The organism is Pseudomonas sp. B10 (genome assembly GCF_900156235.1).
Lineage (GTDB): Bacteria > Pseudomonadota > Gammaproteobacteria > Pseudomonadales > Pseudomonadaceae > Aquipseudomonas > Aquipseudomonas siliginis.
In genome coordinates this window covers 3,827,267-3,839,406 of record NZ_LT707063.1, presented here as the reverse complement: position 1 = coordinate 3,839,406, position 12,140 = coordinate 3,827,267, and the positions used below count along the sequence as shown (strand labels likewise).

Sequence of the window (12,140 nt, the reverse complement as noted above, 5' to 3'; positions counted from 1 at the left end):
CAAGACTTTCAGATTGTTTTTCAGCGCAGCTCTGTGCAATCTGCGCCACAAATTCACAGCACGGATGCAAGCCCACGTCATGTCCCATCGTCGCCTCGCCCTTACGAACAAAAAAGTCCGCAATATCCCTCGCCGCTTGCGAGCTCTCGCCGCTTGGGCCGCCGATTTCGAAGGGTATTTTCCTGCTGACCTTACTCTTGAGGACAAATACTGGAACTGGAAAATTCCGATCCACATGGCAATGGTGGAAGGAAGGCAGGCAACAACCGAGCTGAAAAAGCAATGTGCCCAGCACTTGATCGACGCGGCGCAGCATTTACGCCTGGCTCGCCCGGTGCATGCGCTTGACTGCCGAGTGGTCGCAGCCATTTGTGTTCCCGGCATGTTTTCCAGCGAAATCTGTATCTATACGGATCTGGAATACCACCGCGGTCATAACCCTGCCTCCGACAGCGAATATGTCGAAACCGGCAAAAGCCTGGCTCAAGAATGGGGTCTTGTGTTGCCACAGGGCATGCGCGAACGAGGTTTGCGCTACGAGGTTGAAGGCTGGGATGGGCAGACTTATGAAGAGGAACGCTGGTATTTTGGCGAGGTCGATTGACGCTCCGGCGTAGTCCGCACTCGCGCCCCGCAGCGCTTTGCGCAAGAATGTCGGCCATTCACACCTATCAATGGAATTCCCCATGAATGTCATCACCACCGATCTGCCCGGTGTTCTGATCATCGAACCCAAGGTGTTCGGCGACGAGCGCGGTTTTTTCTACGAGAGTTTCAATGCCAAGGCGTTTCAGGACGCTACCGGTCTGGAAACGCAGTTTGTGCAGGACAACCATTCGCGCTCGCAAAAAGGCGTGCTGCGTGGCCTGCATTACCAGTTGCAGAACACCCAGGGCAAACTGGTTCGTGTGACCGCAGGTGAGGTGCTCGACGTGGCGGTGGACATCCGTCGCAGCTCGCCGCATTTCGGCAAGTCGGTTGCGGTGCGTCTGTCGGCGGAAAACCATCGTCAACTGTGGGTACCGGAAGGTTTCGCTCACGGTTTCGTGGTGCTGAGCGAGTTCGCCGAATTTCTTTACAAGACCACCAACTACTACGACCCGTCTTCCGAGCGCAGCATTCGCTGGGACGATCCGGCGCTGGGCATCGATTGGCAACTGGAGGAAGCGCCGAAGCTGTCGGCCAAGGACCAGGCGGCTGCGCTGCTCAAGGACGCTGACGTCTTCGCCTGAGGCCGGGCATAATGCGCCTGTCCCTACAGGCGCTACCGGCTCATGAAAGCATCTCTCCCTCGCAGACCTCGCTGGCGCAGCCTCGCACTGTTGGCCCTGTGCCTGGCGCCGCTGCTGTGGCCGCTGGAACACCTCGCCGAACGCTATTACCGCAGCGAACTCGCCGGGCAGAATCGCCAGACCCTCGACCTCTACGTCGCCAATCTGCTCGGCACCCTGCATCGCTATGAAGTGTTGCCGCAGATTCTCGGCGATCTGCCGGCCCTGCGCGCGGTGCTCGGTGCGCCGGACGACGGCGTGACCCAAGGCAACGCCAATCGCCTGCTGAAAAACATCGCCGCGCAGACCGGCGCTGAAGTGATGTACCTGATGGACACGTCAGGCCAGACTCTAGCGGCGTCGAACTGGGACAAACGCGACAGCTTCGTCGGCCGCAACTTCGCCTTCCGCCCGTATTTCAGTGAAGCCATGGCCGGGCGCCTCGGACGCTTCTTCGGCCTCGGCACCACCTCGGCCAAGCGCGGTTATTTCTTCGCTGCGGCTGTGCGCAGCGGCGAGAAAATCATCGGCGTGCTGGTGATCAAGGTTGACCTCGACCACACGGAAAGCCTGTGGGGCAAAACCCCGGAACAACTGCTGGTGACCGACCATAACGGCGTGGTCATCCTGACGTCGCGCCCGGAATGGCGTTTCCGCTCCACTCGCGAGTTGAGCGATGCCGAGCGCGCCGCGATCACTGCGATCCAGCCCTATCCGACCCGTGAACCCCGGCCGCTGAACCTGAGCCCTGACGCCTGGCTGACGCAGACCCACGACATCGCCGAGACCGGCTGGAGCGTGAGCATCCTCGCCCCGCGCACGCTGATCGATCGTCCGGTGCGCACGGTTGTCGCGATCGGCGGCGCCACACTGTTGGTGGTGATGCTGCTGGTGGGTTTGATGATGCAACGTCGCCGGCATTATCTGGAGCGCATCGCGTTCGAGGCCAAGGCCCGCCGCGAACTGGAAGGCCGGGTGGCCGAACGTACCAGCGATCTGGAAGGCCTCAACCGGCGTTTGAAGCAGGAAGTGCTCGAGCGTGAGCAGGCGCAGCAGGAGCTGGTACGCGCCCAGGACGATCTGGTCCAGGCCGGCAAACTGTCGGCGCTGGGGACCATGTCGGCGAGCATCAGTCACGAACTCAATCAGCCGCTGGCGGCGATTCGCAGCTATGCGGAAAACGCCGAAGTGCTGCTCGATCATCAGCGCACCGAGGATGCGCGCGGCAACCTCAAGCTGATCAGCGAACTGACCGGGCGCATGGCCTCGATCATCGCCCATCTGCGCGCCTTCGCTCGGCGCGATCGCCACGCACCGGAAAGCGTCGCTCTGCAACCGGCGCTGGACGATGCGCTGGCATTACTCGCCAAACGTCGCCGCAGCATGGAAGTCGAACTGATCCGCGATCTGCCAGCCGCGACGCTTTGGGTCGAGGCCGGCGAAACCCGCTTGCGCCAAGTGCTGGGCAATCTGCTGGCCAACGCCCTCGATGCGCTTACCGAAAAAGCCCCGCCGCGCAAATTGTGGCTGAGTGCCGAAGCCACCGCCGACGGCGTCAATCTGTACATTCGCGACAACGGCCCCGGGTTCTGCATGGAAGCTCTTGGCCGCGCCAGCGAGCCCTTTTACACCACCAAGACCCGCACACAGGGTCTGGGTCTGGGACTGGCCATTTGTGAAACGCTGATGCGCGCATTTGGTGGCGAGCTGTCGTTCGCCAACCACAAACAAGGCGGTGCCCTGATTACCCTGCGCCTGCGCGCCGGCGCGCCCGGAGTCAGCCTCCAACCGTCCGAGGATCGAAGTGCATGACCATCGACAATCGCATCCAGGTAGTGTTGATCGACGACGATCCGCACTTGCGCCAGGCTCTCGGCCAGACCCTGGACCTGGCCGGCCTGAAAATTCTGCCGCTGTCCGAAGCCAAGGGCCTCGCCGCACAGCTTGAGCGTGACTGGCCGGGGGTGGTGGTCAGCGACATTCGCATGCCGGGAATGGACGGCCTCGAGCTGCTCAGTGAATTGCACGCACAGGATCCCGAGTTGCCGGTGCTGCTGATCACCGGCCATGGCGACGTACCGCTGGCGGTGCAGGCGATGCGCGCCGGCGCTTACGACTTTCTGGAAAAACCCTTTGCCAGCGATGCACTGCTCGACAGCGTCCGTCGCGCCCTCGCGCTACGGCGGCTGGTGCTGGACAACCGCAGCCTGCGTCTGGCCTTGAGCGACCGCAACGAATTGAGCGCGCGACTGGTCGGCCATTCGACACCGATGCTGCGTCTGCGTGAGCAGATCGGTGCGCTGGCGGCGACCAAGGCCGATGTGCTGATCCTCGGCGAGACCGGTGCCGGCAAAGAAGTCGTGGCCCGCGCGCTGCACGACTTGTCGAGCCGCCGTAACGGTCCGTTCGTAGCGATCAACGCCGGCGCCTTGGCCGAATCGGTGGTGGAAAGCGAACTGTTCGGTCACGAGCCCGGCGCTTTCACCGGCGCGCAGAAACGCCGCATCGGCAAATTCGAATTCGCCAACGGCGGCACGCTGTTTCTCGACGAAATCGAGAGCATGAGCATGGACGTGCAAGTGAAGCTGCTGCGCATGCTGCAGGAGCGCGTCGTCGAACGCCTGGGCGGCAATCAGTTGATCCCGCTGGACATCCGCGTCATCGCCGCGACCAAGGAGGACCTGCGTCAGGCGGCGGATCAGGGTCGCTTCCGCGCCGACTTGTATTACCGCCTCAACGTCGCGCCGCTGCGCATCCCGCCGCTGCGCGAAAGGGGCGAAGACGCGCTGGTGCTGTTCCAGCATTACGCCGATGAAGCCAGCGCCCGTCACGGCTTGCCGCCCCACGAGCTGCAACCGGCACACCGCGCCCTGCTGCTGCGCCACACCTGGCCGGGCAATGTACGTGAACTGCAAAATGCTGCCGAACGCTTCGCCCTTGGGCTTGAGCTGGCACTGGACAACAGCGCTGACGGCAGCGGCGGCGCGCCCGTAGAAGTGGTCAGCGGCGGCCTTAGCGAGCAAGTCGAAAACTTCGAAAAATCGTTGATAGCCGCTGAACTGGCGCGCTCGCACAGCTCGGTACGCAGCCTCGCCGAAGCCTTGGGTATTCCGCGCAAGACCCTGCATGACAAGCTGCGCAAACACGGTCTGAATTTCGGCGACAGCAGTCACGGGGAAGACAACGAATGAGCAGCGAAAGCGAATACCTGCAAACGGTGCTGCATCACGACATTCCGCTGACCGCCGAGATGGGCCTCGAGGTGCTTGAGTGGCGCGAGCAGCAACTGAGCCTGCACCTGCCGCTCGCACCCAACGTCAATCACAAGAGCACCATGTTCGGTGGCAGCCTTTACTGCGGCGCGGTGCTGGCCGGTTGGGGCTGGTTGCATTTACGTTTGAAGGAAGAAGGGATTGCCGACGGACATATCGTCATTCAGGAAGGACAGATCAGTTATCCGCTGCCGGTGACCGGGGACGCCGTGGCAGTCTGCCCGGCGCCGGATGCGGCGGTGTGGAAGCGGTTTGTGGCGATGTATCGGCGCTATGGACGGGCGCGGCTGACGCTGGATACGCGGATACTGAATGCGGGAAGCGAGGACGAGGCGGTGAGATTTACCGGGCAGTACGTTTTGCACCGTTGAGGCAAAAAGATCGTCCGAAGGCTCGGGCCGCGTTCGGACGAACTTTTGATCTCAGGAGCGGGCCAACTCCAACAACCGCCCGCGCCACGCAGCCTTCGCCGGCAGCGCCAGAAAGAACTCATTCAACAGCGATTCCCGCGCAGGGTAACTGAACGCTTCACCCTTCAAATCCAGCACCTCGCCCCCCGCCCCTTCCAGCACGCCCTGCGCTGCCGCCGTGTCCCACTGCGAAGTCGGCGCCAGTCGCGGATAGCAATCAGCAGCACCTTCGGCCAATAGACAGAACTTCAAGGAACTGCCGATATTGGCCAGTTGCAACTCACCAAGACTCGCGCTCAACCCGGCCAGCAAACGCTCTTGCTCGGGACTTGAATGGCGACGGCTGGCCACCACAGTAAACGCCTCGCCCGGTGCAGGCACATCACGCACCTGAATCGCCGTCGGCGTACCACCCTCGTCGCCACGCCAGGCTCCAAATCCGGCACCGCCGACGTAAAAACGACCGTTGGTCGGCATCGTCACCACGCCAAACACCACCCGGCCATTTTCGATCAGAGCGATGTTCACAGTGAATTCTTCGCTACCGCTGATGAACTCCTTGGTACCGTCCAGCGGATCCACCAGCCACCAGCGTTGCCAACCGGCGCGCACGCTTTGCGGGATGTCGGCGTCCTCTTCGGACAGCACCGGAATGCTCGGATCCAGCGCCGTCAGCCCGGCAACGATAAGGTGATGGGCGGCCAGGTCGGCGGCGGTGACCGGCGAATCATCGGACTTGGCCGTGACTTCAACGCCGGCGCGCCAGAACGGCAGAATCGCCTCGCCAGCCTGTAAAGCCAGCGCAACCACAGGTGCCATCAGCGGATGGGGAAAATTCATCGACGTCTCACTCATAGCTGAACACCCCGCGCTGGCTTAGCAGGTCGCGGGTCAAATACAGCGCCGCCAACGCGCGGCCCTCGGAAAATTGCGGATTCTGCGCCAGCGCTGACAGTTCGCGAAGGTTGACCTTGTCGACCCGCATCGGCTCCGGCTCATCACCTTCCAGCCGCTCTTCATACAGGTCGGTGGCCAGCACCACCTGGATTTTCTGGCTCATGTAACCGGGCGACAGCGACAGCTCGGTCAGATGTTCCAGTTGACGCGCGCCATAACCGGCCTCTTCCTTGAGCTCCCGCTCGGCCGCTGCCAGCACGTCTTCGCCCGGCTCGATCAGGCCTTTGGGCAGAGACAGTTCGTACTCGTCAGTGCCGCCGCAGTATTCCTCGATCAACACTGCGTGTTCGGCATCAAGCATCGCGACGATCATCACCGCGCCGTAGCCCGCGCCCTTGCCGACCAGACGCTCGTAAGTACGCTCCACGCCATTGGAAAATCGCAGCTTGAGTTCTTCGACGCGAAACAGGCGACTGGTGGCGACGATCTCGCGGGCGAGTACGGTGGGTTTCTGGCGCATGCAAAGCTCCTTGGCGTGAACGCGCTACTATAACGCGGCTTTCCCGATTGTTTGCGTCGGATATCTTTTCACCGTTCGAGACGTTGCCATGCCTTCTTTACCGTGGTCCGACATCGATACCGTTCTGCTCGACATGGACGGCACGCTGCTGGACCTGCACTTCGACAACCATTTCTGGCTCGAACACCTGCCCCAACGCTACGCCGAACTGCACGGCATCAGCCGGGCCATGGCCGAGCTGGAATTGCAGCCGTTGTTCGAGCGCCACGCTGGCCAGTTGCAGTGGTACTGCCTGGATTTCTGGAGCGCGGAACTGAAATTGTCGGTGCGCGAACTGAAACAGGAAACTGCCCACTTGATCGCCCTGCGCGCCGATGCCGATACCTTTCTCGGCGCAATCAAACGCGCCGGCAAGCGGGTGATCATGATCACCAATGCGCACCGCGATTCGCTGTCGTTGAAACTGGAACGGATCGAACTCGCACCATACTTCGAGCGGCTGATCAGTTCGCATGACTATGGTTATCCCAAGGAGAACCCGCAGTTCTGGGATGCCTTGCAGGCGGACATCGGTTTTGATCCGGCGCGCAGCCTGTTTATCGACGACACCTTGCCGATCCTGCGCAGTGCACGGGATTTTGGCGTGGCGCACTTGCTGGCGGTGAAAGAACCGGACAGCCGCAAAGGGCCGAAGGACACAGCGGAGTTTGCCGCAGTCGAGGATTACCGCGATTTGATTGCAGGGCTTTGACGTCGCGTTGCTGCCATCGCGAGCAGGCTCGCTCCCACACTGAAATGCGTTTCAAATGTGAGAGCGAGCCTGCTCGCGAAAGCGCTTTCGAGTGTTATTCAGGAATACGCAGTACTTGTCCCGGGTAGATCTTGTCTGGATGTTTGAGCTGAGGTTTGTTGGCCTCGAAAATCTTGTTGTACTGGTTGGCGTCGCCATACACGCGCTTGGAAATCGCACTCAGCGTGTCGCCCTTCTCGACCGTGACAAATTTTGCAGCAGCGGCAACGCCACCCGTCACGGTGATCTGATCGTCCACACCACTCACGCCGGCGACGTTACCCAGGGCCAAGAGAATCTTTTCTTTCTCTTCCTGACTCGCCGCTTCACCCGTGGCGATGACTTTCTCGCCCTCAACCTTGACCTGGATCTTCGACGTATCGATACCGGTCAGCGCTTCCTGCACATGCTTGGTCAGCGCTGCGCTGTTGGCCTCGGCCTTGTCCGGCGTCAGTGCATCGAGAATCTTTTCACCGGCTTCTTTCAAAAAACTGAACAGGCTCATCGCATTCACTCCATGTAGTAAAGGGTCAGTCGTCCAAGCCTAGACCACCCCGGCCAAACCCGGTTCCAGTCCGACCAATGACGCTGCCGCGCCGCAGGCGGTAGAATTGCCACACCCCGCCAACCGCCCGGAGCGAAGATGGACATCAAGCAACTGAAATTCCTCATCGCCCTCGACGAAACCCGCCATTTCGGCCAGGCCGCCGCGCGCTGCCACATCACCCAGCCGACCCTGTCGATGCGCTTGCGCAGCCTCGAAGAAGAACTCGACTTGCCATTGGTCAATCGCGGCCAGCGCTTCGAAGGCTTCACCGCACCGGGCGAACGCGTGCTGGCGTGGGCGCGTACGGTGCTGGCAGCCTATGACGGCTTGCAGGCGGAAGCGGCGGCCTGTCGCGGCAACCTGATCGGTACGCTGCGCCTGGGCGTGGTGCCGCTGTCGAGCTTCGATCCCTTGCCGCTGATGCAACGTCTGCACGCGGCGCACCCGGACTTGCGCTTCGAGCTGTCATCGCTGAGCTCCGAGCAAGTGCTCGAACACTTGGCGAACAACCGCATCGACATTGGCGTGTCGTATCTGGAGCGCCTGGACAGCGAGCGCTTCGATTCGCTGGCCTTTAACGAGACGCGCATGGGCTTGCTCTATGACGAGCGCTCGTTCAGTTTCGGCGATGAACCCCTGAGCTGGGAATCGCTGATCGAACTACCGCTGTGCATGCTCACCAGCGGCATGCATTTTCGCCAGTCCATCGACCACAACTTCCACAGCCGTGGCCTGACGCCGCAACCGCTGTTGCAAACCGACGCCGTGCATCAACTGCTGCAAGCGGTGCACGGCGGTTTTTGCTGCGCGATCATGCCCCTCGACGGCGGCGCGGAAACCCTCGCCGATCACCTGCGCCTGCAACCGATCGAGAACGCCCACACCCTCGCCCCGCTGGGGCTGATCATGCGCCGTGGCGCGCCGCGTTCAGCGCTGGCAGAAGCCTGTTTCGCGCTTTATCAGAAATCGCCAAAAGACGCTTGATCGACGGTATCTATCGGTAGATCGGTAATAGCGATTAGACGCGACAACTTGCCGCGCCTAGTCTTGACCTAGATCAAACCGTCGGTGATGCCATGAACGCCAAGCGCCCAGCCTGCGCGGCGCCAGCAATTGAAACGCCCGCGCCAGCCGCCAGCCAGACCTACAGCTACAGCGATCTACCCTTTGAGGCATCGGCCAGCACCGCGCTGGCCGAGGAAGTCGCGTTGGCGATCGCCTACAACGGCATCAGCCAGGCGGTGATGCTGGTGACCCCGACCGATCTGGAAGACTTCATTGTCGGCTTCAGCCTCGGCAGCGGCATCATCGAAGACGCCAGCGATATCTACGATCTGCAACTGACAGGCGCAGGCTCGGCGCAATACGCGCAAGTGACCATTGCCAACCGCGCGTTCTGGAACCTCAAACAGCAGCGTCGGCAGTTGGCCGGCACCAGCGGCTGCGGACTGTGCGGCGTCGAAGCCGTCGAACAGGCGCTGCCTGATCTCAAGGTGTTGCCAGGCGCAGCGTTGCCACCGATCGAGTGGCTTGATGGTCTGCGCCAGCGCATCGGCGCGTTCCAGCCGCTGGGCCAGCATTGCGGCGCGGTGCACGCGGCGGTGTTCATGAACGCCAGTGGTGAACTGCTGCTCGGTCGTGAAGACATCGGTCGGCATAACGCGCTGGACAAGCTGATCGGCGGACTGATCCGCCAGAAGATATCCACAGAGGGCGGGCTGGCGATCGTCACCAGCCGTTGCAGCCTCGAATTGATCCAGAAAGTCTTGCGTGCCGGCATCCAGACCCTGGTCAGCCTGTCGGCGCCTACCGGCCTTGCCGTGCAATGGGCCCGGCGCCACAACCTCAATCTCATCCACCTGCCGCAGAAAAGTGCGCCGCGGGTGTACAGCCCCGCGATGGAGAATCAAGCGTGAGCCAACATCATCAAGCCGACCAGAAACCTGTCCCGCGCTACAAGCCTTACAAAGGTGCCGCCGGCGGCTGGGGCGCCCTGATCAGTGTGGCCCAGGCGTGGCTGACCAGCGACAACGCCCTGAAAAACCTGCGCATGATGCTCAAGACCAACCAAAACGGCGGCTTCGACTGCCCGGGTTGCGCCTGGGGTGATTCGCCGGAGAGCGGCATGGTCAAGTTCTGCGAGAACGGGGCCAAAGCGGTGAACTGGGAAGCGACCAAGCGTCGCGTCGATGCGAAATTCTTCGCCAAGCACAGCGTCACTTCGCTGCTGGAGCAGAGCGATTACTGGCTGGAATATCAGGGTCGCCTGACCGAGCCGATGGTCTACGACGCCGAGTCCGATCGCTACAAGCCGATCAGTTGGGAAGATGCCTTCGCTCTGATCGGCAAGCACCTGCGCAACCTGCCAAGCCCGGATCAGGCCGAGTTCTACACCTCGGGGCGCGCCAGCAACGAAGCGGCGTATCTATATCAGCTGTTCGTGCGGGCTTACGGCACCAACAATTTCCCTGACTGCTCGAACATGTGCCACGAGGCCAGTGGCGTGGCGCTGGCGCAGAGCGTCGGTGTCGGCAAAGGTACGGTGACCTTCGACGACTTCGAACACGCCGACGCGATTTTCGTCTGGGGCCAGAACCCTGGCACCAACCATCCGCGCATGCTCGAACCGTTGCGTGAAGCGGTGAAACGCGGCGCCCAAGTGGTGTGCATCAATCCGCTGAAGGAGCGCGGTCTGGAGCGTTTCCAGCATCCCCAGCATCCGATCGAAATGCTCACCAACGGCGACAAGCCGACCAACACCGCGTATTTCCGCCCGGCACTCGGCGGCGACATGGCGGTGCTGCGCGGCATGGCCAAGTTCCTTCTGCAATGGGAACGTGAAGCACAGAAGGCTGGCGAACCGGCGGTGTTCGACCATGATTTCCTCAATGCCCACAGCGCTAACGTGCTGGAGTATCTGGCCATCGTCGACGACACCTCGTGGGAGCAGATCGTCGAGCAGTCCGGCCTGACCCTGGTCGAGATCGAGCAAGCCGCGCGCATGTACGCCAAAGGCAAGAACGTGATCATGTGCTGGGCCATGGGCATCACCCAGCACCGTCATTCGGTGCCGACCATTCAGGAAATCGCCAACCTGATGCTGCTGCGCGGCAATATCGGCAAACCTGGCGCCGGTCTGTGCCCGGTGCGTGGTCACAGCAACGTGCAGGGCGACCGCACCATGGGCATCAACGAGCGTCCACCGGTGGCGTTCCTCGATTCGCTGGAGCGTCGCTTCCAGTTCAAGGTGCCGCGCCACAATGGCCACAACGTGGTCGAGGCGATTCATGCGATGGCCGAAGGTCGTGCCAAGGTGTTTATCGGCTTGGGCGGCAATTTTGCCCAGGCCACGCCGGACAGCTCGCGCACCTTCGAAGCGCTGAGCAACTGTGACCTGACTGTGCAGATCAGCACCAAACTCAACCGCAGCCACCTCGCTCACGGCAAAGACGCGCTGATCCTGCCGTGCCTGGGCCGTACCGACATCGACATCCAGACCGAAGGCCCGCAAGCGGTGACTGTGGAAGACTCGTTCAGCATGGTCCACGCTTCCAACGGCCAGTTGCAGCCGCTGTCGAACCAGATGCGCTCGGAGCCGTCGATCATCGCCGGCATCGCTGCCGCGACGTTGGGCAGCCAACCGGTGGACTGGAACTGGCTGGTAGCCGATTACGGGCGCATTCGCGAACTGATCGCCGACACCATCCCGAGTTTCAAAGACTTCAACGACAAGATCAAAAACCCGGGCGGCTTCTATCTGGGCAACTCGGCTGGCGCCCGCAAGTGGAACACGCCATCGGGCCGTGCCAATTTCCGCGCCAACCAGTTGCCGAAAGATCTGGTTCACGAACGCACCCGCGCCACCGGCCAGGTGCCGGATCTGATCCTGCAATCGATGCGCTCACACGATCAGTACAACACGACGATCTATGGTCTCGACGACCGCTACCGTGGCGTGAAGGGCCAGCGCAACGTGCTGTTCGCCAATGAGGCCGACATCATTCGTCTGGGCTTCCGTCCAGGGCAGAAGGCCGACATCGTGTCGATCTGGGACGACGGTCGCGAGCGTCGGGTGAAAGGTTTTACATTGTTGGCGTTCGATATTCCTGCGGGGCAGGCGGCGGCGTACTATCCGGAGGTCAATCCGCTGGTGCCGCTGGAAAGTACGGGGGATGGCAGCCACACGCCGACGTCGAAGTTCATTGCGATCCGGCTGGAAGCGGCGAGTGAGACTGGGTTGATCATGGCTAAATCCGCTTAACCGCGGAGCCAGATCCGGCCCCTTCGCGAGCAGGCTCGCTCCCACACTTGGAATGCATTTCAAATGTGGGAGCGAGCCTGCTCGCGAAAGCCATCGACCTGTCAACAGATCTGCCGTGGCAAAGATTTTCGACCGCCCACAAAAAAGGCCGTTTCTGCATGAAAACGGCCTG

Annotated in this window: 12 protein-coding genes; 9 read left to right on the top strand and 3 right to left on the bottom strand. The window is 61.6% G+C overall.

Annotation, left to right across the window (positions count from 1 at the left end; all coding sequences use genetic code 11):
• The first annotated feature begins 79 nt into the window (after positions 1-79).
• The 5 genes from BXA01_RS17430 (at position 80) to BXA01_RS17410 (ending at position 4,914) form a co-directional block, all read left to right on the top strand.
• A complete protein-coding gene (locus BXA01_RS17430; protein ID WP_076565091.1) occupies positions 80-604 on the top strand; it encodes a DUF3916 domain-containing protein in 525 nt (174 codons plus the stop codon).
• An 82-nt stretch (positions 605-686) separates the two neighbouring features.
• Positions 687-1,232, top strand: coding sequence for a dTDP-4-dehydrorhamnose 3,5-epimerase (gene rfbC / locus BXA01_RS17425; RefSeq protein WP_076565089.1), 546 nt, complete (start codon positions 687-689; stop codon positions 1,230-1,232).
• 42 nt (positions 1,233-1,274) lie between these two features.
• Entirely contained in the window at positions 1,275-3,083 is a 1,809-nt protein-coding gene (locus BXA01_RS17420) for a sensor histidine kinase (RefSeq protein ID WP_076565086.1), read from the top strand.
• On the top strand, positions 3,080-4,462 hold the full coding sequence (locus BXA01_RS17415; RefSeq protein WP_041477494.1) for a sigma-54-dependent transcriptional regulator: 1,383 nt from the start codon (positions 3,080-3,082) through the stop codon (positions 4,460-4,462). Before BXA01_RS17420 ends, BXA01_RS17415 begins: the two co-directional genes overlap by 4 nt.
• Entirely contained in the window at positions 4,459-4,914 is a 456-nt protein-coding gene (locus tag BXA01_RS17410) for a YiiD C-terminal domain-containing protein (RefSeq protein ID WP_076565084.1), read from the top strand. Before BXA01_RS17415 ends, BXA01_RS17410 begins: the two co-directional genes overlap by 4 nt.
• Before the next feature lie 51 nt (positions 4,915-4,965).
• Here BXA01_RS17410 and cysQ read toward each other — a convergent pair whose 3' ends face one another.
• Together cysQ and nudE are read right to left on the bottom strand one after the other, a co-directional pair.
• Entirely contained in the window at positions 4,966-5,793 is an 828-nt protein-coding gene (cysQ, locus tag BXA01_RS17405; RefSeq protein ID WP_076565082.1) for a 3'(2'),5'-bisphosphate nucleotidase CysQ, read from the bottom strand.
• Between the two features lie 7 nt (positions 5,794-5,800).
• Positions 5,801-6,370, bottom strand: a complete 570-nt coding sequence (nudE, locus tag BXA01_RS17400) for an ADP compounds hydrolase NudE (RefSeq protein WP_016772166.1) — start codon at positions 6,368-6,370, stop codon at positions 5,801-5,803.
• Between the two features lie 88 nt (positions 6,371-6,458).
• Between nudE and yrfG the strand changes: the two genes are divergently transcribed.
• Entirely contained in the window at positions 6,459-7,121 is a 663-nt protein-coding gene (gene yrfG / locus BXA01_RS17395) for a GMP/IMP nucleotidase (RefSeq protein WP_056787135.1), read from the top strand.
• Between the two features lie 94 nt (positions 7,122-7,215).
• On the opposite strand, the gene lysM is transcribed toward yrfG, so the two are convergent.
• Entirely contained in the window at positions 7,216-7,665 is a 450-nt protein-coding gene (gene lysM / locus BXA01_RS17390; RefSeq protein ID WP_016772168.1) for a peptidoglycan-binding protein LysM, read from the bottom strand.
• A 138-nt stretch (positions 7,666-7,803) separates the two neighbouring features.
• On the opposite strand from lysM, the gene BXA01_RS17385 reads away from it, so the two are divergent.
• The 3 genes from BXA01_RS17385 (at position 7,804) to BXA01_RS17375 (ending at position 11,968) form a co-directional block, all read left to right on the top strand.
• Positions 7,804-8,691, top strand: coding sequence for a LysR family transcriptional regulator (locus BXA01_RS17385; protein WP_076565079.1), 888 nt, complete (start codon positions 7,804-7,806; stop codon positions 8,689-8,691).
• A gap of 92 nt (positions 8,692-8,783) precedes the next feature.
• Complete coding sequence (gene fdhD / locus BXA01_RS17380) at positions 8,784-9,623, top strand: formate dehydrogenase accessory sulfurtransferase FdhD (RefSeq protein WP_016772170.1); 840 nt, start codon at positions 8,784-8,786, stop codon at positions 9,621-9,623.
• Positions 9,620-11,968: an FdhF/YdeP family oxidoreductase gene (locus BXA01_RS17375; protein WP_076565077.1), complete on the top strand. Its 2,349-nt coding sequence runs from the start codon at positions 9,620-9,622 to the stop codon at positions 11,966-11,968. Before fdhD ends, BXA01_RS17375 begins: the two co-directional genes overlap by 4 nt.
• Positions 11,969-12,140 lie beyond the last annotated feature (172 nt).